Here is a 20905-nt window from a genome sequence, read left to right as displayed (position 1 = left end):
GTCAGCGGGTCCCCGCGCCCTCGGGCGCCCGCGTCCGACTGTGTCCGCCCGTGTCCTCGGCGGCCCGCCGCCGGCCGCCCTCAAGCCGTCGTCACATTGTCCTCAGGCCGCCGCGGGCCACCCTCAGGCCCTCGTCGGATCGCCCTCGGGCCGTCGTCAAGTTGCCCTCAGGCCGTCGCCCGGCCGCCCTCGGTCCGTCGTCAGATCACCCTCGGCGCGCCCCGCCGAATCGTCGTCAGGTCGTCGTCTCGGGCCGGGTCGACTTCTCCCACGGGTACGCCGTGCGGCGCGGGTCGGGGGCGGTGATCGCCTGCGGCTGCTGCTCGGGCGCCGGGTCGTCCGCGCCCGGCCAGGCCTGGCCCCGCTCGCCACCGGCCGCGCCCGCGGCCGCACCGTCCGTCGTGGTCCAGTGCCGCAGGGCGCCCGCCTCCACGTCGATCTGGGCGCTCAGCGCCGACAGGTCGTCCTCGGCGAACTGCCGGGCCCGGTCGCGGGCCGCGAAGCGCAGCGCGTCGGCGGAGTGGGTGATCTGCTCGGTGCGGCGCCGCAGGTCCGGCATCCGGGCCGCGACGTGCGACCGGTCCGGCTCGCGCTCCAGCCGCTTGAGGTCCTCGTCCAGCTCGCGGCCGTGGGCGCTGAGTCGCTGGAAGAGGTCCAGGGACTCCTTCAGCGAGGCGTCCTCGGCGACGCCCGCGTGCAGGGCGTCCTGCGTGGCGCGCATCGAGCTGCGCAGCGAGAGCCGCAGCTGGGCGAGCTCACCCGCGACGCCGGTCTGGCCGAAGCTCTTCGCCCTCAGCGTGGTGTCCTCGACCGTGCGCCGAGCGTGGTCGATCGTGCGGTCGACGCCTCGCTTGGCCGCCTTGACGACTTTCACCGTGGCGTAGACGCCCAAGGCCACGAGGGCGACGAACAGCAACGCCATGATCGTGATCGCGGCTTCCATGTGCCTCGCCCCTCCGCCTTCGGTTGTGGTTCCTCCACGGTAAACGGAAGGGGCAGGCCGGCGGTTCCGATGGAACCCCCAACCTGCCCCGACGCTCCCCCTAGGGGGAGGAGTCGTCAGCCCGCGACGATGTTGACCAGCTTCGGCGCGCGGACGACGACCTTGCGGATCTGCGCGCCGCCGAGCGCGGCGACGACGTTCGCGTCGGCCAGCGCCAGCGCCTCCAGCTCCGCGTCGGTGATCGACGGGGAGACCTCCAGGCGCGCCTTGACCTTGCCCTTGATCTGCACGACGCAGGTCACGGTCTCGTCGACGACGTAGGCCGGGTCGGCGACCGGGAAGTCCTGGTGGACGACCGAGTCGGTGTGGCCCAGGCGGTGCCACAGCTCCTCGGCGATGTGCGGGGCCAGCGGGGCGACCAGCAGCACCAGCTGCTCGGCGACCGTGCGGGAGACCGCGCCACCGGACTTGGTGAGGTGGTTGTTCAGCTCGGTGATCTTGGCGATGGCGGTGTTGAAGCGCATCGCGGCCATGTCCTGCGCGACGCCGTCGATGGCCTTGTGCAGGGCACGCAGGGTGTCCTCGTCGGCCGGCTCGTCGACGACGGTGACCTCGCCGGTCGTCTCGTCGACGATGTTGCGCCACAGGCGCTGCAGCAGCCGGTACTGGCCGACGACCGCGCGGGTGTCCCACGGGCGGGAGACGTCCAGCGGGCCCATGGCCATCTCGTACAGGCGCAGGGTGTCGGCGCCGTACTCGACGCAGATCTCGTCCGGCGTGACCGCGTTCTTCAGCGACTTGCCCATCTTGCCCAGGACGCGGCTGACCTTCTCGCCCTGGTAGTAGAACGCGCCGTCGCGCTCCTCGACCTCGGCGGCCGGGACGGCGATGCCGCGGGAGTCCCGGTAGACGAAGGCCTGGATCATGCCCTGGTTGTACAGCTTGTGGAACGGCTCGGCCGAGGACACGTGGCCCAGGTCGAACAGGATCTTGGACCAGAAGCGCGCGTACAGCAGGTGCAGCACGGCGTGCTCGGCGCCGCCCACGTACAGGTCGACACCACCGGTGGGCATGCCCTCGCGCGGGCCCATCCAGTACTGCTCGATCGCCGGGTCGACCAGCTTCTGGTCGTTGTGCGGGTCCAGGTAGCGCAGCTCGTACCAGCAGGAACCGGCCCAGTTGGGCATGGTGTTGGTCTCGCGGCGGTACTTCTTGGGCCCGTCGCCCAGGTCCAGGGTGACGTTCACCCAGTCCTCGTTGCGGGACAGCGGCGTCTCCGGCTGGGTGTCCGCGTCGTCCGGGTCGAAGGTGCGCGGCGAGTAGTCGTCGACCTCCGGCAGCTCCAGCGGCAGCATCGACTCGGGAAGCGAGTGGGCGACGCCGTCCTCGTCGTAGACGATCGGGAAGGGCTCGCCCCAGTAGCGCTGGCGGCTGAACAGCCAGTCGCGCAGACGGAAGTTGACGGTGCCCTCGCCGATGCCGCGGTCGGCCAGCCAGGCGGTGATCTTCTCCTTGGCCTCGACGACGCCCAGGCCGTCCAGGGAGATCTCGTCGTTGGCGGAGTTGACCAGCTTGGCCTCGTACGAGCCGAAGGCGTCGTCCCAGGTCGACGGGTCGGTGCCGCGGTCGTCCGACGGCTCCACGACGCAGCGCATCGGCAGCTCGAAGGCGCGGGCGAAGGCGAAGTCGCGGCTGTCGTGCGCCGGGACGGCCATGATGGCGCCGGTGCCGTAGCCCATCAGGACGTAGTCGGCGATGAAGACCGGGACCTGCTCGCCGCTGACCGGGTTGGTCGCGTACGCGCCGGTGAAGACGCCGGTCTTCTCCTTGGCGTCGGCCTGCCGCTCGACGTCGGACTTGGCCGCGGCCTGCTTGCGGTAGGCGTCGACGGCCTCGGCCGGGGTGGCGTGGCCGCCGGTCCACACGTCGTGGGTGCCCTCGGGCCAGGCGGCCGGGACGATCTTCTCGACCAGGTCGTGCTCCGGCGCCAGCACCATGTAGGTGGCGCCGAACAGGGTGTCCTGGCGGGTGGTGAAGACGGTGATGGCGCCGGTGTCGCCGACCTGGAAGTCGACGCGGGCGCCCTCGGAGCGGCCGATCCAGTTGCGCTGCTGCAGCTTGATGGCCTCGGGCCAGTCCAGCGCGTCCAGGTCGTCCAGCAGGCGGTCCGCGTAGGCGGTGATGCGCATGTTCCACTGGCGCAGCTTGGCCTTGAAGACGGGGAAGTTGCCGCGCTCGGAGCGGCCGTCGGCGGTGACCTCCTCGTTGGCCAGGACGGTGCCCAGGCCGGGGCACCAGTTGACCGGCGCGTCGGAGGCGTACGCCAGGCGGTACTCGCCCAGGACGTCGGCGCGCTCGGTCGCGCTCAGCTCGCTCCACGCGCGCGTGCTGCCGGGAATCTCACGGGTGCCGTTCTCGAACTGCTCGACCAGCTCGGCGATCGGGCGGGCCTTCTTGGCCTCGGTGTCGTACCAGGAGTTGAAGATCTGCAGGAAGATCCACTGGGTCCACTTGTAGTACTCCGGGTCGATCGTGGCGAACGACCGGCGCTTGTCGTGGCCCAGGCCCAGCCGGCGCAGCTGGACCTTCATGTTCTCCATGTTGGCCTCGGTGGACACGCGCGGGTGCGTGCCGGTCTGCACGGCGTACTGCTCGGCCGGCAGGCCGAAGGCGTCGAAGCCCAGGGTGTGCAGGACGTTGTGCCCGGTCATGCGCGCGTGGCGGGCGAAGACGTCGGTGGCGATGTAGCCCAGCGGGTGGCCGACGTGCAGGCCCGCGCCCGACGGGTAGGGGAACATGTCCATGATGAACTTCTTGGGGCGGGCCGCGACGGCGGCGTCGCCGGCCAGGTCACCACTGGGGTTCGGCGCCTCGTAGGTGCCCTCGGCGTCCCATACGTCCTGCCAGCGTGCCTCGATGTCGGCGGCCACGGCCGCCGTGTAGCGATGCGGGGCCGCCGTCTCGGCAGCCGTGTTGATCTCGGTCATGATCCTTGAAGCTCCATCGATCGTCTCTGCCCACTGCCAGCACTGCCACGAAATGAAAAATCCCCTCGCACAGGAGGGGACGCCGCGCCGATGCCGACCGGATCTTCATCCGTCGGGACTGATCAGCGCGGCTCGCTAAGCAGAAGGCGTACGGCACGCATGGCGTCAGGGTACCGCAGGGCCTGCGGGGGCCGCACCGGCGTTCCGCCGTGTGACACACGAAGAAGCGGGCCATCCGATCCGGATGACCCGCTTCTTTTCTGTGGAGCTAAGGAGAATTGAACTCCTGACCTCCTGCATGCCATGCAGGCGCTCTACCAACTGAGCTATAGCCCCTTGCTTTTCGTCTCCGCCCCGGTCTTCCGTACCCGTTTCCGTTCCGGTTTCCCTCGCGGCGACAGACAGAACATTAACCGGACCACCGCCGGATCACCAAATCGGTTCTCCAGGGCCCTGAGGGCCTCCGGGTAGGGTCGCCGACTGTGTCCGTCTCCGCGCCCTCCCCGACCCGCGCCCGGCCGTGGCCCCTGGCCACCGCCGCGGCGGTCTGTCTGCTGTCGTTCACTGCCTTCTGGGTGGCGCAACGCCTCGCCCACGTGAACATGCTCGACGTGATGGTCTACCGGGCCGAGGCCGAGACGCTGCGGGCCGGCGACGACCTGTACGCGATGCGCGCCACGTCGGCGAACCTCGCCATGACCTATCCGCCGTTCGCCGCCGTGCTCTTCCTGCCGCTGACCCTGGTCGGCGTCCCGCTGATGCGGACGCTGACCACGGCGGGAAACCTGCTCCTGGTGGCGGCCCTGGTGGTGCTGTCGCTGCGGCTGGTCCGCCCGGCGCTGTCCCGGCCGGGTGCGCGCGCCGATCTGTGGCGTTCGGCGCTGTGGATCGCCGCGGTGGTGGTGTGGTGCGAGCCGGTGTGGACGACGCTGCGGTACGGGCAGATCAATCTGCTCGTCGCGGTGGCGGTGCTCTGGGACCTGACCCGCCGGGAGGGCGGGCGCGGCGCCCGCTGGGCCGGCGCGGGCATCGGGCTGGCCACCGCCGTGAAGCTCACCCCGGGCCTGTTCGTGGTGCTGCTGTTCGCCGCGGGCCTGCTGCTGTGGCGGCGGGACCGGCGCCTGAACCAGTGGCTGCGGACGGCCCTGACGGCGACCGGCGTCTTCCTCGCGGTGACGCTGGCGACGGCGCTGGCGCTGCCGGCCGACTCGCGGACGTTCTGGACGCGGACGCTGTTCGAGACGGGCCGCGTCGGCCACGCGGAGGAGACCGCCAACCAGTCGCTCAGCGGCGTCCTGGCCCGGCTGCTGCACACCGACGCGCCCGGCCTGTGGTGGGTGGCGACGGCGGGCCTTCTGGGCGCCGCGGCGATGGCGCTCGCGGTCCGGGCGGCGGTACGGGGCGACCGGGCGGTGGCCGTGGTGATCACGGCGTTCACGGCGCTGATGATCAGCCCGATCTCCTGGTCCCACCACTGGGTGTGGTGCGTGCCGCTGCTGATCCTGCTGTACGACCGCGCCACGCGCGCGTGGCCGGTGACGGGCGCCGTGGCGCTGGCCTTCGCCTCGTTCGCGCTGTGGTGGGTGCCGCACGACCCGGGCCGTCCCGAACTCGACCAGAACGCCGGGCAGATGCTGCTCTCCGCGGTCTATCCGCTGACCGCCCTCGCGGTCTTCGCGGGCTACGCGCTGACGCTGCGCCGCGCGGCGCGGGAGCCGCGGGCCGTCGTCCCGGAGCGGACGCGGGAGCCGGCGCGGGACCGGAGGCGGGAGCCGGCTCAGGCACAGGCGGAGGAGCCGTCGCGTGAGCCGGCGGAGGCCTCTCAGGCCGTGGCGAAGGAGTAGAACCGCTTCAGGGTGCAGTGCTCGTCGAGGAGCCGGCCGTAGATCGGCTCGCCTTCGAGCTCGCGGTAGGTCTCGATGGGGTCGCCTTTTATGATCAGCGCCCGCGCGCACTCCTCGCACCAGTACTGGAACGCGGTGTTGACCGGGTCCATGTCACGGACGATGGGCGTGCCGCTGCCGCACCAGTCGCACTTCCGCCTGTGGGCACCCATCACTCGGCTCCAGACGTGAGCGCGGGACGTGCACGGCCGGCCTGTGACCCGGGAGCGGATTCCGCGACGGCATCGGCTTCGGCCTCCTCGGCACCGTCCACGGCCATGCGCGCTCCCTCCCGCCCGGACCCTCGTTCCCCTCCGGCGGTCCGATTCTGCCATGGCCCCGCAAGGGGGTCAGCGTCGTCGACGGAGCAGGCTCGCCGACCAGCCCAGGACGGCCGCCGCGGCCAGTGCGAGGGTGCAGCTCCACAGGGCCTCGGCGGAGACGAGCGGCCCGGGTGCGGTGATGTCGCCGAGGAAGAGGCTGCCGAAGGCGGCGACCCCGATCAGCTGGCCGAGCTGGGTGACGGTGGCGAGCAGCCCGCTGGCGTCGGCGGCGTCCTCGGGCCGTACGGCCGCGAGCGCGCCGGTCAGGGCGGGGCTGAAGGCGAGGGCGAGACCGGCGCCCATGGCGAAGAACGCCGGGTAGAGCGCCCAGCCTCCGGTGCCGCCGTCCCTGAGGACGGCGCCCACGCCGACCGCGGCGGCGGCCGTCAGCAGGAAACCGGACGGCACCAGCAACGGCTGCCAGCGGGCCGGCCAGCGCCGCCAGGTGAGCCCGACGAGCCCGAAGACCGCGGCGGTGGGCCCGAAGGTGAGCCCGGCGCGCAGGGCGCTGTGCCCGAGACCGCCCTGGAGGTGCAGGGTGAGGGTGAAGAGGAAGCCGGCGTTGACGGCCATCACGGCGGCGATCCGGAAGACGGCCCGCCCGATGCCGGGGATGCGCAGCACCCGGGGCGCGATGAGCGGGCTGCCGCCGCGGCGGGCGAGCCGCGTCTCGTACGCGAAGAAGGCGGCGAACAGGAGCACGCAGGCGCCGAGGGACAGCCAGGTCCACAGCGGCCAGCCCTCCTCCTGGCCGAGGACGAGCGGGACCGTGAGGAGCGAGACGGAGGCGGCGAGCAGCAGCAGCCCGGGCAGGTCGAGTCCGCGGGCCCGCTCGGCCTCGTGGCGGGAGTCGCGGGGCAACGTCTTCGCGCCGAGGACGAGGAGGACGAGTCCGAGCGGCACGTTGACCAGGAAGACCGGGCGCCAGCCGGTGCCGAAGAGGTCGGCGCTGACGAGGACGCCCCCGAGGACCTGGCCGGCTGCCGCGCCGGTGGCGAGGACGGCGGAGTAGGCACTGAGCGCGCGGACCCGGGCCTCGCCGGTGAAGTTGCGCTGGATGAGGCTGAGCACCTGCGGGATCATCAGGGCCGATCCGGCGCCCTGGGCGATCCGGAAGGCGATCAACTGCCCGGTGCCGACGGCGAGTCCGCAGGCGAGGGACGCGGCGGTGAACAGCGCGAGCCCGGCGAGGTAGGCGCGCCGGTGGCCGATCAGGTCGCCGAGCCGTGCGCCGGTGATCAGCAACACCGCGTAGGAGATGGTGTATCCGGCGACGACGAGCTGGATTCCGGCGCCGGTGGCGGCGAGTTCGGTACGGATGGTGGGCGCGGCGACGTTGACGATGAAGACGTCGAGCAGGGCCATGAACTGGGCCGTGAGCACGACGGCGAGCAGCGGACCGCGGCGGTTGTCGGTGGCAGGGTCTTTACTGAGTGCGGGAGGTGGGGTGGTCGTCGTCATGCCAGGAGCGTGACGCCGATCCGATACGGGTAACGAGAGCCCGCCGATGCTGGTACCGACAGCACCTGGCAACGCGGGCACGGGGACTCGACCATGGGGGTGTGACGACTGTGGCAGTACCGACTGGGGCGCGGCGCAGGCCGGAGCTGGCGGCCTTCCTGCGCAGCCGCCGGGCCCGGGTGACTCCTGAGGACGTGGGCATGCCGCCGGGGCTGAGACGGCGCACGCCCGGGCTGCGCCGCGAGGAGGTGGCGCAGCTCTCCGGCGTGGGCGTGACCTGGTACACATGGCTGGAGCAGGGGCGGCCGATCAACGCCTCGGCGCAGGTGCTCGACGCGGTGGCCCGCACGCTGCGGCTCGACCGGCCGGAGCGGGAGCATCTGTACCACCTGGCGGAGGTGCCGTACGAGGCCGAGGCGGCGCCCGCGGACGTGACGGGCGTGAGCCCGGAGATTCAGGGCATCCTCGACGCCCTGGTGCCCCATCCGGCGGTGGTGTACAACGCGCGCTACGACGTGCTGGCGACCAACGCGACGTACGACCTGCTGTTCGTCCACGACGACTTCCCGATGGTGGGCCCGCTCGGCGTGCGCAACGTGCTGTGGAGCCTGTTCACGGTGCCCGAGCCGCGCTGCCCGGTGCTCAACCGGCGGATCGAGCTGCCGCTGATGGTGGCGCAGCTGCGCGGGGCGTACGGCCGCCATGTCGGCGAGCCGGCGTGGGAGTCGTTCGTACGGGTGCTGAGCGAGGCCAGTCCGTACTTCGCGGAGCTGTGGCGCAGCGGCGACGTGGTGCCGCCCGGGACCCGGGTGAAGGCGTTCCGGCACGAGCTGATCGGCGAGGTGCGGATGACCTCGGTCTCGTTGTCGATCAACGGGATGCCGGAGTGCCGGATCGTCACGTACACGCCGAACGACGAGGAGAGCCGTACGGCCATCGGCCGCCTGCCCGGAAGAAGGTGACGGAACGACGAATCCCGCCCCCTGGCGGGGACGGGATTCGGTGACTGTGGAGCTAAGGAGAATTGAACTCCTGACCTCCTGCATGCCATGCAGGCGCTCTACCAACTGAGCTATAGCCCCTCGTGTTCTTCGCGCTCCGCGCTGCGAACAAGAAGAACTTTAGCCTGTGACCTGCCGGAAAGTGAAATCCGGGTCCGGCAGGCCGCCCGCGGGGCTCAGTCGTCGTCGCCGAGGACGGGCTCGGGCAGGGTGCCGGCGTTGTGCTCCAGGAGGCGCCAGCCGCGCGCTCCCTCGCCGAGGACGGACCAGCAGCAGTTGGAGAGCCCGCCCAGGCCCTCCCAGTGCCGGGCCTCCAGGCCGAGGAGCCGGCCGATGGTGGTGCGGATGGTGCCGCCGTGGCTGACCACGACCAGGGTGCCGTCCACGGGCAGCTTCTCGGCGTGCGCCAGGACCACCGGAGCGGCCCGGTCGGCCACCTCGGTCTCCAGCTCGCCGCCACCGCGGCGCACCGGCTCGCCGCGCTTCCAGGCGGCGTACTGCTCGCCGAACCGCGCGGTGATCTCGTCGTGGGTCAGTCCCTGCCAGTCGCCCGCGTACGTCTCGCGCAGAGCGGAGTCGTGGGCGACGGCGTGGCCGGTGAGCGCGGACAGCTCGGCGGCCGTGGCCGCGGCCCGCTTGAGGTCGGAGGCGACGATGGCGTCCGGCTTCAGCGCGGCGAGCAGCCGGGCGGCCCGGCGCGCCTGGGCGACGCCGGCCTCCGTCAGCTCGATGTCCGTGGACCCCTGGAACCTGCGCTCCAGGTTCCAGGAGGTCTGGCCGTGACGCCACAGCACGATGCGGCGGCCGGTGCCGCCCTTGCCGCTGGTCAGCTCAGCTCACCGTCCGCTCCGTCGACGCCCATGAGCCGGGCGTGCTCCTGCGCCTTGCCGCGGGTCTTCTGGGCGTCCTCGGGCAGCGGCAGCTCGGGGCAGTCCTTCCACAGCCGCTCCAGGGCGTAGAAGACACGCTCCTCGCTGTGCTGCACGTGGACGACGATGTCGACGTAGTCGAGGAGGATCCAGCGGGCGTCCCGGTCGCCCTCGCGGCGCACGGGCTTGGCGCCGCGCTCCTTGAGGAGGCGCTCCTCGATCTCGTCGACGATCGACTTGACCTGGCGGTCGTTGGGAGCGGAGGCGAGCAGGAAGGCATCGGTGATCGACAGCACATCGCTGACGTCGTAGGCGATGATGTCGTGAGCGAGCCGGTCGGCCGCCGCCTGGGCGGCGGTGCTGACGAGCTCGATGGCGCGGTCCGTGGCGGTCACAGGCAGGCTTTCGTCGGCGGTCTGAGTCACCTCAAGGGTCTCATGTACCGCCGACGGGCCCGAAAACGATTATCGGAGCGTCACCTTTTCGCTCCGGGGATCTTGTAGTCCTGGCCGAGAACGACGGTGACGTCGGCGTTTCCGGCGGTCTTGCCCTTGGCGACGGATCCGGCCGGCAGGCCGAGGGTCTTGGCGACCTCGGCGGCGCTCGCCTTCTGGGCGTCGTCGCCGTAGAGGACCTGGGACCTGTCCTCGGTGCCGGCCCGGGTGCCGCCGATCACGGCGTAGCCGCCGTTGACCAGGACCACGCGGGCCGCCTCCGTGGCGTCCTTGCCGCTGGCGTCGCGGATCGCGACCCGGGTCGCCGCGCCCTGCTCGGGCGCGCTGACCTTGCCGCCGAGGATGTCCTTGACGACGCTGTCGCCGGTGGCCTCGCTGAGCGAGCCGTCGGGCTCGACGGGCAGCAGCGCCGTCTTGTAGTCGCCGACCTTGGCGTGCTCGGCGAGCTTGGCGAGCGAGGCGGCGAGGTCCTTCTCGGGCAGGGACGGGTCGAGGATCTGGGCGAGCGTCTCGATGGTCGTCGTGGCGGCCTTGGGATCGCTGGAGATCTTCCGCAGCACGCCGTACATGACCTGGCCGAACCGCTGGAGCTGCTTGGCCTCGGCCTCGCCGGGCGCCCGGTAGGTGGCGTAGGCGACGGCGGCGCGGCCGCCCAGGGTCTGGTTCTCGCCCTTTTTGACCAGCGGCTCGGCGCCGGGCTTGTCACCGGGCACGTCGGTGTCGGTGGTGATGTCGATGTTGCTGACCAGCTCGACGAGGTTCTCCAGGAACGGGGTGTCCAGCCGCCAGGTACCGGTGATCTTGGTGCCCAGGAGGTTGCCGATCGCCTCGCGGGTGCCGCCGGAGCCGTCGTCCTCGACGGACTTGGCGAGCGTGGTGGTGGCGGTGCCCTCGGCGTCGGCGACGGCGAGCGAGTTGGGGAGCAGGACGGTGGTGCCCTGGTGGGTGGTGGCGTTGTTCACGAGGAGCGCGGTGGAGGTGCCGCCGCCCTTGGTGTCGTGGAGGTGGACGACGATCGTGTCCCGCTGCTGGGGACCGGTGGCGGTGTTCTGCCGCTGGTCGTCGCCGGACATGCCGGGCAGCTTGCCGGCCGACCAGAGGTAGCCGACGCCGCCGGCGACGGCGAGCGCGAGGACGACGACGAGGGCGACGACGCGGTTGCGGCCGCGCCGGCGGGCCTCCTCGCGCCGCTCGGAGCGGCTCTCGGTGAACTTGAGCCAGTCGATGACGTCCTCGGAGTCCTCGTCGGGCTCCTCGATGAACGAGAACTGCTCGGTGCGGTAGGCCCGGTCGTCGTCGTCCGGCGCGGGGCGCTGGGAGGGCACGCCGGCGGCCGGGGCCGGCGGCGCGGCGGGCTCGGCGGCCGGGGCCGGTACCTGCGGCGCGTGTGCCTGCTCGGTCCGCACGGCCCACTGCTGACCGGTGTCGTACTGCTGACCGGTGTCGTACTGCTGCGGGTAGTCGTAGGCCGGCTGCTGCGGCTGCGCGTACGGGTCGTACTGCGGCTGCTGGTAGGGCTGGGCGTGGGGCTGCGGCGCGTGCGGGGCCTGCTGCTGCCCGTACGGGTCGTAGCCGTAGTCCTGCTGCTGCGGGGCAGGCTGCTGCTGTACGGGCTGTCCGTACGGGTCGTAGTGCTGCTGCGGGACCTGCTGCTGGTACACCGGCTGCCCGTACGCGTCGTAGCCGATGATCTGCGGCTGCGGGTGGTACGGGTCGTACGGGTTGTGCTGATCGTTCACCGGTGCCCCTCCCCGAGGCTCACTCGCCGCGGTACAACTGGCGCTTGTCGATGTAGCGCACCACACCGTCCGGAACCAAGTACCAGACCGGGTCGCCCTGCGCGACCCTCGCCCGGCAGTCGGTGGAGGAGATGGCGAGCGCGGGAACCTCGACCAGGGACACGCCGCCCTTGGGCAGTCCGTCGTCGGTGAGGTCGTGGCCCGGGCGGGTGACGCCGATGAAGTGGGCGAGCGAGAACAGTTCCTCGGCGTCCCGCCAGGTGAGGATCTGCGACAGCGCGTCGGCGCCGGTGATGAAGAAGAGGTCCGAGTCGCTGTTGAGGGAGCGCAGGTCCCGCAGCGTGTCGATGGTGTACGTGGCGCCGCCCCGGTCGATGTCGATGCGGCTGACGGAGAACTGCGGGTTGGACGCCGTGGCGATGACCGTCATCAGATAGCGGTCCTCGGCCGGCGAGACGGCCTTGTGGCTCTTCTGCCACGGCTGCCCGGTCGGCACGAACACCACCTCGTCGAGGTGGAACAGGGCGGCCACCTCGCTGGCGGCCACCAGGTGTCCGTGATGGATCGGATCAAACGTTCCGCCCATCACGCCGAGTCGGCGCTTGCCGCGACCGCCAGTAGGCATTTCCTGCTCTCCCATGCGTGCAGAGCCTACTGGCACGGCGACGGACGCCGGATCAGCGGCCTCCCGGCTCAGCGGTCGCGGTTGAAGCGGGTGGTGATCCAGAGCAGCAGAAGAAGGGCGAGCAGGGCGCCGCCACCCGTCACGTACGGGCTGAGGCTTTCGTGGTTGCCGCCGTGCTCGGCACCCTCGTTCGCGAGCGTGACCAGGTTGGCGGCGGTGGCGTGGAGGCTCATCTTCGGCAGGACCTTCGATCGGGGATGGGAGCGGAGACTTCGCGCACATCGTATGCGGGACGTCGCGGAGCGCTCACGCCGACTCAGGCGTTGGCGTCACCGGCGTCGTTTCACCTGGTGTCCGAGGCGTCCGTGGCGTCGGAGGTGTCCGTGGCGTCGTCGGCGTCGCGGCGGTAGCCGCGCAGCAGGAACCAGGCGAGCAGAGCGGCGCCGACGATCGACACGAGCAGCACGATGCGGAGCGTGTCGCCCGGGCCCTGCTGCGCCGGCGCGGCGAGCAGCGTGGTGACGGCGGTGGCCGCGGTGTCCGTCATGGTGGTCGTGCTCCTCGGTCGTCCACAGCGCCCGAGTTATCCACAGGCACTCCGGCACACGGTAGCCCGCTCGCCTAGTCTGGGTCGCGTCAGGGGGACGAGCACCGACTCGTACGAACAGGGGGCATCCATGACCGAGCACCACCAGGGGAACCTCCCGGGCAGGCAGCGCAGGCGCTTCCCGGGCATCTCCTCGCGGGCCTACGAGCATCCGGCCGACCGCTCGGCGCTGGTCGCGCTGCGCAAACTGAGCGGCTTCGACACCGTCTTCAAGGCACTGAGCGGGCTGCTGCCCGAGCGGAGCCTGCGGCTGCTGTTCCTCTCCGACTCCGTGCGGGTGAGCGACGCGCAGTTCTCGCATCTCAACGACATGCTGCGGGACGCCTGTTACATCCTGGACCTGGAGAAGGTCCCGCCGATGTACGTCACGCAGGACCCGAAGCCGAACGCGATGTGCATCGGTCTCGACGAGCCGATCATCGTGGTCACCACCGGTCTGGTGGAGCTCCTCGACGAGGAGGAGATGCGCGCGGTCGTCGGACACGAGGTCGGCCACGCCCTCTCGGGTCACTCGGTCTACCGGACGATCCTGCTCTTCCTCACCAGCCTGGCGCTGAAGATCGCCTGGATCCCGCTGGGGAACGTCGCGGTCATGGCGATCGTGACGGCGCTGCGCGAGTGGTTCCGCAAGTCGGAGCTGTCGGCCGACCGGGCGGGACTGCTCGTGGGGCAGGACCTGCAGGCCTCGATGCGCGGTCTGATGAAGATCGCGGGCGGCAACCACCTCCACGAGATGAACGTGGACGCCTTCCTCGCCCAGGCCGACGAGTACGAGAAGGGCGGCGACCTGCGCGACTCCGTGCTGAAGATCCTGAACGTGCTGCCGCGCTCGCACCCGTTCACGACGGTGCGGGCGGCCGAGCTGAAGAAGTGGTCCGAGACCCGCGACTTCCAGCGGCTCATGGACGGCCACTACCCGAAGCGGTCGGAGGACAAGGACACCTCGGTGACCGACTCCTTCCGCGAGTCGGGCCGGCACTACGCGGAGTCGGTGCGCACGAGCAAGGATCCGCTGATGAAGCTGGTCAGCGACATAGCCGGCGGCGCGGGCGACCTCGCGGGCGACCTGGGCGGCAAGCTCTTCGGCCGCTTCGGCGCAGGCAACGGGGCCGCCGGAAACGGCGCCGGCGGCACCGACGGCGACGGTCAGGCCGGCGGCCAGGCCGGCGGCGGCTCCGACGAGCGGGGCCGGCCGGGCGAGCGGGGTCAGAACGAGGGCTGAGCGCCCGGGGCCAGCGTGCCGCAGAGGGAGGACGTGGCGGGCCGGCTCGTGGCGTACGGGTCGGTGACCGCCCGCGCCTCGGGACCGGCGGCCCGTTCGCCCGCGAGCAGCGGCCGCAGCGAGCCGGTGGTGTCGCCGTCGCAGGACTGCGGCCCGGCCTGCACGGTGCTGGTGAGCAGCTCGGCGCGGTGCATCCGCAGGTCGTCGCGGTCGAAGCGGAAGCGCAGCTCGCGGTGGACGGTGAACAGCGAGGCCCGGGCCTGGGGGCCGGTGCTGCCGGTGGAGGCGGGGCGGACGGCGTAGGTGAAGGTGTGGTCCGCCGTGACCTCCAGGACGTCGGCGTTGATCTCCGCGAAGCGCAGGGTGCCCTGGACCCGGACGGACGGGTCGGCGAGGACGACCCGGCGAGGGTCGAAGCGGACCAGCCAGGCGCCGACGGCGTGCCGGCCGTCGTCCTTGGGCGAGGCGACGCTGTGGTCGAACTGCTCCAGCTGGTCGGGATCGATCAGGAGCCGGGGCGGGCGAACGGTCAGGCCGGCGAGGACGTCGGGTTCGAGGGAGGAGGCGACGAGGTAGTCCTTGGCGATGCCGAGGGCCGCGACCACCTGGCTCTCGGAGAAGTGGGTGGTGCGGGCGGCCATGGGCAGGTTGATGCCGGAGGCGCCGGTGCGGTGTTCGGCGGCGGGGCTGTGGGCGAAGAGACCGGCGGGCTCGCCGCCCGGGACGGGGCCCTGCGGGGCGAGCGGGACCACGGTGGTCCGCAGTGCCTCGGCCGGCTGGTCGACGGGAGGCTGGTAGGGGTTGCGGACGCCGAGATAGACGGCGGTGCCGAAGGCGAGCAGGATCAGCAGGACGAGCATCAGGGCCTGCCGGGAGCCACCGCCGCCCCGGCCCTCCCAGGCCGGACGGGACCGCACGGCCTGGGCGTGCTCGCCCATCCGCTCCTGGGCGGAGAACTCCTGGAGGCGGGCAGCCTGGACGAACGCCTCGTCGAAGACGACGGATCGGTACTCGTCCTCACCGCCGGGGAGTCCCTCGGGAGTCCCCTCAGGCGGGTCGCCACGCCCTGCCATATCTTCAGGGTAGGTCGGCGGAAGCTCCCGTAAACGCCCAGGTATACGACAAGTTCCGAAGAATTCGGACGCGGCTGCGGCGAACGGGCGACGGGCCCGTCCCGGCGTCCGGGGCGGCCGGACGGCTCTAGGGTGCGGCCGGGGAGGCGGGGACCGCGGAAGGGACGGTGCGGGGCTTGTCGACGCCGCTGGTGGCCGGCGGAGGGATCTGGTCCTGGCGGTTGGCGGAGGCGCCGCGGTAGACCGCGCTGAAGGCGAGGGCGACCATGCCGACGCCCATCACCAGGGCCAGCACCCAGGCGACCGGGCGGTGCCAGCGGGCGCTGCCGCGGTAGGGGCGCAGGGCGCCGCCGTGCGGGCCGTACGGGTCGAAGTCGTCGTCGGCGGTGTCCGGGTCGTAGCCGTCGGGGAAGCGGGCGGGGTCGTAGCCGTCCTCGTAGAGGTCCTCGTCGGCGAGACCGGCGACGGCCCGGGCCCGGGCGGCCTCGGCCTCGGCGCGGGCCTGGGCGGCGGCGAGGAGGCGTTCGACGGCGGTCGGCTCGTGGACCGTGGCGGCCCGGACGAAGTCCTCGTCGAAGACCACGGTGGCGAAGTCCTCGTCGGCGCCTCCGCGGTCGACAGAGTCCTCGGGGTCCCCGCCGTCAGGAAACGGCCTGCCCCCCACGTCGTCCGGCACGGATTCAGAGTAGACCCGGGAGGTGGTTTTGGGCAGGGAGAGCGCGAAGCCTCCCTGCCCGCACCGGAAGGTGTCCGTTACCGAACGTGACCGTCGCCGGTCACGATGTACTTCGTGGAGGTGAGCTCGGGAAGGCCCATGGGGCCGCGGGCGTGGAGCTTCTGGGTGGAGATCCCGATCTCGGCGCCGAAGCCGAACTGTCCGCCGTCCGTGAAGCGGGTGGAGGCGTTGACGGCGACGGTGGTGGAGTCGACCAGCTGGGTGAAGCGGCGCGCCGCGGCCTGGGAGGTGGTGACGATGGCCTCGGTGTGGCCGGAGGTCCACAGCCGGATGTGCTCGACGGCCTTGTCGAGGGAGTCGACGACGGCGGCGGCGATGTCGTAGGAGAGGTACTCGGTCTCCCAGTCCTCCGGCGTGGCGGGGACGACGGTGGCCTTGGTGCCCTCGGCGCGGGCGAGGACGCGCTCGTCGGCGTGGACGGTGACGCCGGCCTCGGCCAGGGCGTCCAGGGCGCGCGGCAGGAAGGCGTCGGCGATGTCCTGGTGGACCAGGAGGGTCTCGGCGGCGTTGCAGACGCTGACCCGGTGGGCCTTGGAGTTGATCAGGATCTCGACGGCCATGTCGAGGTCGGCGTCGGCGTCGACGTAGACGTGGCAGTTGCCGGTGCCCGTCTCGATGACCGGGACGGTGGACTCCTCGACGACGGTCTTGATCAGGGAGGCGCCGCCGCGCGGGATGAGGACGTCGACGAGGCCGCGGGCGCGCATCAGCTCGCGCACCGAGTCGCGGGACTCGCCGGGGACGAGCTGGACGGCGTCGGCGGGCAGGCCGGCCCCGCCGACGGCGTCGCGCAGGACCTTCACCAGGGCGGTGTTGGAGGAGTACGCGGAGGAGGAGCCGCGCAGCAGGACGGCGTTGCCGGACTTCAGGCAGAGGGCGGCGGCGTCGACGGTGACGTTGGGCCGGGCCTCGTAGATGATGCCGACGACGCCGAGCGGCACCCGGACCTGGCGCAGGTCGATGCCGTTGGGAAGGGTGGAGCCGCGCACGACCTCGCCGACCGGGTCGGGCAGGGCGGCCACGTGCCGGACGTCGGCGGCGATGGCCCGCACCCGCTCGGGCGTCAGGGTGAGCCGGTCGATGATGGCCTCGCTGGTGCCGGCCTCGCGGGCGCGGGCGATGTCCTCGGCGTTGGCCTCGACGATCTCGGCCGTGCGCACCTCGAGGGCGTCCGCGACGGCGAGCAGGGCGTCGTCCTTGGCCGCGCGCGGGAGTGGCGCGATTTCGGCGGCCGCGCCACGGGCCCGGTAGGCGGCCTGGGCGACCGGGGACATGTTGTCGAAGGGGGTGAGCGAGGTCATGTCCGCAGGGTACTGGCACCGCTGCGGACATCCCTCACGTATCTCCCACCCGTCCCGTACTGCGAGACGGGCATGTCACGGGCCGGGCGCCTGGCGAGGTCAGTACGGGTGGACGCCGACCGGCGCGGCCGGCGGCGGGCCGTAGCCCTCGGCGATCCGCTGGTGGTAGGTCTCCCGGTCGATGACCTCCAGGCCGACGATCTCCCACGGCGGCAGCTTCGCGCTCTGGCGGTGCTCGCCCCACAGACGCAGGGCGACGGCCGCGGCGTCGTGCAGGTCGCGGGCCTCCTCCCAGTACCGGATCTCGGCATGGTCGGCGGCATAGCGGCTGGTCAGCAGGAAGGGATGGTCGTGGGCCAGCTGCTCGAGGGCACGGCGCACCTCCTTCAGCGGCGCCGCCGCACCGGAGACGCTGAGGGTGATGTGCCAGAGCTTGGACACCTCCCGGTCCCGTGTCCGCGTGTTCTCGGGCTCCCTGTCGAAGGACGCCCCGTCGGCGGTCTCCTTGTCGCGTTCCTTGTCGAAGTCGGCTCCGGCCTCGACGCTCGTCAGGGCGCGTTCGGCCGTCCCGCGGGGCACTGCCCCTGGGCGCGCTCGTCTCACCGGCGGCCTCCTGTGTGATGCCTGTGCTGCGTGCTGCTGCGTTGTGCCGCGCTGCTGCGCGTGCTCTGTCCCCGCCCCTCCTTGCCCCCAGGACAAAGTCCACCAGCCCGCGGCGGCGCATGGGGCGGTTTTGGTAAAGGTCCCTACCGGATGACCAGACTTTCAGCCGTTTCGGTTCACATCACGACGAGGTCGTCACGGTGGACCACCTCGCGCTCGTACTCGGGTCCGAGCTCCCTGGCCAGCTCGTGGGTGGAGCGGCCGAGCAGCTGGGGGATCTCCTTGGCGTCGAAGTTGACCAGTCCGCGGGCGACGGCGCGGCCGGCGGTGTCGCGCAGCTCGACCGGGTCGCCGGCCGTGAACTCGCCCTCGACGGCGGCGATTCCTGCCGCGAGCAGCGACTTCTTGCCCTCGACCACGGCCCGCACGGCACCGTCGTCGAGGGTCAGTGCGCCCTGCGGGGTGGAGGCGTGGGCGAGCCAGAGGAGCCGGTCGGCGGAGCGGCGGCCGGTGCGGTGGAAGTACGTGCCGGTGTCGCGGCCCGCCAGGGCGTCGGCGGCGCGGACGGCGGAGGTGAGGACGACCGGGATGCCGGCGGCGGCGGCGATCCGGGCCGCCTCGACCTTGGTAACCATGCCGCCGGTGCCCACGCCGGCCTTGCCGGCCGAGCCGATCTCGACGTGGGCGATGTCGGCCGGGCCGCGCACCTCGTCGATCCGCGAGGTGCCGGGCTTGGCCGGGTCGCCGTCGTAGAGCCCGTCCACGTCGGAGAGCAGCACGAGCAGGTCGGCGCGGACGAGGTGGGCGACGAGGGCGGCGAGGCGGTCGTTGTCGCCGAAGCGGATCTCGTCCGTGGCGACGGTGTCGTTCTCGTTGACGACCGGCAGCGCGCCCATGGCGAGCAGCTGGTCGAGCGTCCGGTAGGCGTTGCGGTAGTGGGCACGGCGGCTGGTGTCGTCGGTGGTGAGCAGCACCTGGCCGACGCGCACCCCGTACCGGGCGAAGGAGGCGGTGTAGCGGGCGACGAGCAGGCCCTGGCCGACGCTGGCGGCGGCCTGCTGCCGGGCCAGGTCCTTGGGGCGGCGGGTGAGGCCGAGCGGGGCGAGGCCGGCGGCGATGGCGCCGGAGGAGACCAGGACGATCTCCTTCTCGCCGCCGCTGCGCACGGTGGCGAGGACGTCGACGAGGGCGTCGACGCGGTCGGCGTCGAGGCCGCCGGAGGCGGTGGTCAGCGAGGACGAGCCGACCTTCACGACGATCCTGCGGGCTTCCGTCACGTACTGCCTGGCCACTGTCACCTGCGTCGTCCTCGCCGTTCCTGCTCGTGCTCTCGCTCGGCTGGCAATCTACGCGAGCGGCGCGGGGCGCCGCCCGCCTATTCCACCGGCTGGACCGCGGCCGCGGTGTGCGCCTCCCAGGCGGAGGCGATCATGGAGCGGACGTCGTGACGGGCCTTCCAGCCCAGTTCGGCGGCGGTCCGCTCGGCGGAGGCGACCACCTTCGCCGGGTCGCCGGGCCGGCGGGCGACGACCTCGGGCGCGATGTCGCGGCCGGTGACCTCGCGGACCAGGTCGATCATCTCGGCTACCGAAACGCCTTCGCCGCGGCCGATGTTGAGGGTGAGGTCGCGAAAGTCGCCGGCGGCGGCCAGTTCGCCGAGCCGGCGGGCGGCGGCCAGGTGGGCGTCGGCGAGGTCGGCGACGTGGATGTAGTCGCGGACGCAGGTGCCGTCGGGCGTCGGGTAGTCGTCGCCGAAGACGAGCGGCGGCAGCCCGGCGTCGAGCCGCGCGAAGACCATCGGCACGAGGTTGTTGACGCCGGTGTCGGCGAGTTCGGGAGCGGCGGTGCCGGCCACGTTGAAGTAGCGCAGGCAGGCGGTGGCCATGGAGTGGGCGCGCCCGGTCGAGCGGACCATCCACTCGCCGGCGACCTTGGTCTCGCCGTACGGGCTGAGCGGCGCGCACGGCGTGTCCTCGGTCACCAGGTCGGTGTCGGGCATCCCGTACACGGAGGCGGAGGAGGAGAAGAGGAAGCTGCCGACGCCGGCGGCGGCCGCCGCCTCCAGGAGCACCTGGAGGCCGCTGACGTTCTCGCGGTAGTAGAGGAGCGGGAGTTCGACGGATTCGCCGACGGCCTTCTTCGCGGCGAGGTGGACGATCCCGCGGACCTGGTGCTCGCGCAGCACCCGGTCGAGGAGCGGGCGGTCGAGGACGCTGCCGCGTTCGAGCGGGACGCCCGCCGGGACCCGGGCCGGGTCGCCGGTCGAGAGGTCGTCCAGGACGGCCACCCGCTCGCCGGCCTCGGCCATGGACTTGACGACATGGGAACCGATGTAGCCGGCGCCGCCGGTGATGAGCCACGTCATTCGGGCAGCCTAACGCGAACGGGGACAGAGGTCGGAAAAACGAACGCGGCGGCCCGGCGCTCCTGGAAGGACCGCCGGGCCGCCGCCACGGGCAGGAGCCTCAGCCGCGCTCGGCCAGCGAGCGGCGGAAGGCCACGCACTCCTCGTACACCGGCAGGATGCCGGCCTCGCGGGCCTGCGCGAGGGTCGGGCCCTGGGCGTCCTTGGCGGACAGCTCGGGCTCGCCCTCGACCGGCCACTCGATGCCGATCTCCGGGTCGAGCGGGTAGACGGTGCGCTCACGCTGCGGCGCGTAGCCCTCGGAGCACAGGTACGTCACGGTCGCGTCGTCCGTCAGCGCGCAGAAGCCGTGGCCGAGGCCCTCGGAGAGGTAGACGGCCTTGCGCTCCTGGTCGTCGAGGCGCACGGCCTCCCAGCGGCCGAAGGTCGGCGAGCCGACCCGGACGTCGACGATGATGTCGAGCACCGCGCCGCGCACACAGGTCACGTACTTCGCCTGGCCGGGCGGCACGTCGGCGAAGTGGATGCCGCGCACGACGCCGGCGGCGGACACCGAGAGGTTGGCCTGCTTCAGGCCGAGCGGGTGGCCGACGGCCTCGGCGAGCGTCTCGGCCTTGTACCACTCGAGGAACAGGCCCCGGGCGTCCCCGTGCTGCTGCGGGACGAGCTCCCAGGCACCCTCGATGCCAAGCGGGTTGACCTTCATGAAAAG

At 72.1% G+C, this 20905-nt stretch carries 20 protein-coding genes and 2 tRNA genes; 3 read left to right on the top strand and 19 right to left on the bottom strand.

What is annotated here, in order from left to right:
• Positions 1-235: 235 nt before the first annotated feature.
• The 3 genes from ACIGO8_RS26825 to ACIGO8_RS26815 all read right to left on the bottom strand — a co-directional run bounded on the left by ACIGO8_RS26825 (position 236) and on the right by ACIGO8_RS26815 (position 4266).
• Entirely contained in the window at positions 236-943 is a 708-nt protein-coding gene (locus ACIGO8_RS26825; protein WP_399735698.1) for a hypothetical protein, read from the bottom strand.
• Between the two features lie 116 nt (positions 944-1059).
• Entirely contained in the window at positions 1060-3930 is a 2871-nt protein-coding gene (leuS, locus tag ACIGO8_RS26820) for a leucine--tRNA ligase (protein ID WP_399735696.1), read from the bottom strand.
• 263 nt (positions 3931-4193) lie between these two features.
• Positions 4194-4266: transfer RNA gene (locus tag ACIGO8_RS26815), tRNA-Ala, on the bottom strand.
• Between the two features lie 146 nt (positions 4267-4412).
• Here ACIGO8_RS26815 and ACIGO8_RS26810 point away from each other — a divergent pair.
• Entirely contained in the window at positions 4413-5774 is a 1362-nt protein-coding gene (locus ACIGO8_RS26810; RefSeq protein ID WP_399735693.1) for a glycosyltransferase 87 family protein, read from the top strand.
• Here ACIGO8_RS26810 and ACIGO8_RS26805 read toward each other — a convergent pair.
• Together ACIGO8_RS26805 and ACIGO8_RS26800 are read right to left on the bottom strand one after the other, a co-directional pair.
• On the bottom strand, positions 5753-5986 hold the full coding sequence (locus ACIGO8_RS26805) for a hypothetical protein (RefSeq protein ID WP_399735691.1): 234 nt from the start codon (positions 5984-5986) through the stop codon (positions 5753-5755). The two genes, ACIGO8_RS26810 and ACIGO8_RS26805, sit on opposite strands and share 22 nt — an antisense overlap.
• A 177-nt stretch (positions 5987-6163) precedes the next feature.
• Positions 6164-7597, bottom strand: a complete 1434-nt coding sequence (locus ACIGO8_RS26800; protein WP_399735689.1) for an MFS transporter — start codon at positions 7595-7597, stop codon at positions 6164-6166.
• Between the two features lie 101 nt (positions 7598-7698).
• Between ACIGO8_RS26800 and ACIGO8_RS26795 the strand changes: the two genes are divergently transcribed.
• Positions 7699-8559: a helix-turn-helix transcriptional regulator gene (locus ACIGO8_RS26795; protein ID WP_399735686.1), complete on the top strand. Its 861-nt coding sequence runs from the start codon at positions 7699-7701 to the stop codon at positions 8557-8559.
• A gap of 47 nt (positions 8560-8606) precedes the next feature.
• Here the strand turns inward: ACIGO8_RS26795 and ACIGO8_RS26790 are convergent.
• From ACIGO8_RS26790 to ACIGO8_RS26760, 7 genes are all read right to left on the bottom strand, one after another.
• A tRNA-Ala gene (locus tag ACIGO8_RS26790) sits at positions 8607-8679 on the bottom strand.
• 95 nt (positions 8680-8774) lie between these two features.
• On the bottom strand, positions 8775-9428 hold the full coding sequence (locus ACIGO8_RS26785) for a histidine phosphatase family protein (protein ID WP_399735841.1): 654 nt from the start codon (positions 9426-9428) through the stop codon (positions 8775-8777).
• A complete protein-coding gene (rsfS, locus tag ACIGO8_RS26780; RefSeq protein WP_399735684.1) occupies positions 9425-9862 on the bottom strand; it encodes a ribosome silencing factor in 438 nt (145 codons plus the stop codon). Before rsfS ends, ACIGO8_RS26785 begins: the two co-directional genes overlap by 4 nt.
• A gap of 80 nt (positions 9863-9942) precedes the next feature.
• Positions 9943-11661, bottom strand: coding sequence for a LytR C-terminal domain-containing protein (locus tag ACIGO8_RS26775; RefSeq protein ID WP_399735681.1), 1719 nt, complete (start codon positions 11659-11661; stop codon positions 9943-9945).
• Between the two features lie 19 nt (positions 11662-11680).
• A complete protein-coding gene (nadD, locus tag ACIGO8_RS26770; protein ID WP_399735679.1) occupies positions 11681-12301 on the bottom strand; it encodes a nicotinate-nucleotide adenylyltransferase in 621 nt (206 codons plus the stop codon).
• 53 nt (positions 12302-12354) lie between these two features.
• Positions 12355-12519, bottom strand: a complete 165-nt coding sequence (locus ACIGO8_RS26765; protein ID WP_046905622.1) for a hypothetical protein — start codon at positions 12517-12519, stop codon at positions 12355-12357.
• Positions 12520-12629: 110 nt separating this feature from the next.
• Complete coding sequence (locus ACIGO8_RS26760) at positions 12630-12833, bottom strand: hypothetical protein (protein ID WP_399735850.1); 204 nt, start codon at positions 12831-12833, stop codon at positions 12630-12632.
• A gap of 130 nt (positions 12834-12963) precedes the next feature.
• Between ACIGO8_RS26760 and ACIGO8_RS26755 the strand changes: the two genes are divergently transcribed.
• Entirely contained in the window at positions 12964-14115 is a 1152-nt protein-coding gene (locus tag ACIGO8_RS26755; RefSeq protein WP_399735675.1) for a M48 family metallopeptidase, read from the top strand.
• Here the strand turns inward: ACIGO8_RS26755 and ACIGO8_RS26750 are convergent.
• From ACIGO8_RS26750 to rfbC, 7 genes are all read right to left on the bottom strand, one after another.
• Positions 14100-15188 (bottom strand): hypothetical protein, encoded by a 1089-nt coding sequence (locus ACIGO8_RS26750; protein WP_399735673.1) that lies wholly within the window; start codon positions 15186-15188, stop codon positions 14100-14102. The two genes, ACIGO8_RS26755 and ACIGO8_RS26750, sit on opposite strands and share 16 nt — an antisense overlap.
• Positions 15189-15315: 127 nt before the next feature.
• Positions 15316-15864 (bottom strand): hypothetical protein, encoded by a 549-nt coding sequence (locus ACIGO8_RS26745; protein WP_399735670.1) that lies wholly within the window; start codon positions 15862-15864, stop codon positions 15316-15318.
• 77 nt (positions 15865-15941) lie between these two features.
• Positions 15942-17225 carry a glutamate-5-semialdehyde dehydrogenase gene (locus ACIGO8_RS26740; protein WP_399735667.1) on the bottom strand — a complete coding sequence of 428 codons (1284 nt, stop codon included), beginning with the start codon at positions 17223-17225 and terminating at the stop codon, positions 15942-15944.
• A 99-nt stretch (positions 17226-17324) separates the two neighbouring features.
• Positions 17325-17828: a hypothetical protein gene (locus ACIGO8_RS26735; RefSeq protein WP_399735664.1), complete on the bottom strand. Its 504-nt coding sequence runs from the start codon at positions 17826-17828 to the stop codon at positions 17325-17327.
• 176 nt (positions 17829-18004) lie between these two features.
• Positions 18005-19126: a glutamate 5-kinase gene (proB, locus tag ACIGO8_RS26730; protein ID WP_399735662.1), complete on the bottom strand. Its 1122-nt coding sequence runs from the start codon at positions 19124-19126 to the stop codon at positions 18005-18007.
• 77 nt (positions 19127-19203) lie between these two features.
• Complete coding sequence (gene galE / locus ACIGO8_RS26725; protein WP_399735659.1) at positions 19204-20193, bottom strand: UDP-glucose 4-epimerase GalE; 990 nt, start codon at positions 20191-20193, stop codon at positions 19204-19206.
• Between the two features lie 100 nt (positions 20194-20293).
• Positions 20294-20899, bottom strand: coding sequence for a dTDP-4-dehydrorhamnose 3,5-epimerase (gene rfbC / locus ACIGO8_RS26720; protein ID WP_399735656.1), 606 nt, complete (start codon positions 20897-20899; stop codon positions 20294-20296).
• Positions 20900-20905: the final 6 nt, after the last annotated feature.

This window comes from Streptomyces sp. NPDC053493, from assembly GCF_044544825.1.
Taxonomy (GTDB): domain Bacteria; phylum Actinomycetota; class Actinomycetes; order Streptomycetales; family Streptomycetaceae; genus Streptomyces.
Note: the sequence above shows the minus strand (reverse complement) of the source record. Positions and strands in the feature narration are given on the sequence as shown.

What these genes read in the sequence shown, in the direction of transcription:
- leuS (WP_399735696.1), bottom strand. Translation starts at nt 3,930, where the DNA reads ATGACCGAGATCAACACGGCTGCCGAGACGGCGGCCCCGCATCGCTAC.
- ACIGO8_RS26760 (WP_399735850.1), bottom strand. Translation starts at nt 12,833, where the DNA reads ATGACGGACACCGCGGCCACCGCCGTCACCACGCTGCTCGCCGCGCCG.
- ACIGO8_RS26750 (WP_399735673.1), bottom strand. Translation starts at nt 15,188, where the DNA reads ATGGCAGGGCGTGGCGACCCGCCTGAGGGGACTCCCGAGGGACTCCCC.
- rfbC (WP_399735656.1), bottom strand. Translation starts at nt 20,899, where the DNA reads ATGAAGGTCAACCCGCTTGGCATCGAGGGTGCCTGGGAGCTCGTCCCG.
- ACIGO8_RS26825 (WP_399735698.1), bottom strand. Translation starts at nt 943, where the DNA reads ATGGAAGCCGCGATCACGATCATGGCGTTGCTGTTCGTCGCCCTCGTG.
- galE (WP_399735659.1), bottom strand. Translation starts at nt 20,193, where the DNA reads ATGACGTGGCTCATCACCGGCGGCGCCGGCTACATCGGTTCCCATGTC.
- ACIGO8_RS26740 (WP_399735667.1), bottom strand. Translation starts at nt 17,225, where the DNA reads ATGACCTCGCTCACCCCCTTCGACAACATGTCCCCGGTCGCCCAGGCC.
- ACIGO8_RS26805 (WP_399735691.1), bottom strand. Translation starts at nt 5,986, where the DNA reads ATGGGTGCCCACAGGCGGAAGTGCGACTGGTGCGGCAGCGGCACGCCC.
- ACIGO8_RS26765 (WP_046905622.1), bottom strand. Translation starts at nt 12,519, where the DNA reads ATGAGCCTCCACGCCACCGCCGCCAACCTGGTCACGCTCGCGAACGAG.
- ACIGO8_RS26755 (WP_399735675.1), top strand. Translation starts at nt 12,964, where the DNA reads ATGACCGAGCACCACCAGGGGAACCTCCCGGGCAGGCAGCGCAGGCGC.
- ACIGO8_RS26800 (WP_399735689.1), bottom strand. Translation starts at nt 7,597, where the DNA reads ATGACGACGACCACCCCACCTCCCGCACTCAGTAAAGACCCTGCCACC.
- nadD (WP_399735679.1), bottom strand. Translation starts at nt 12,301, where the DNA reads ATGGGAGAGCAGGAAATGCCTACTGGCGGTCGCGGCAAGCGCCGACTC.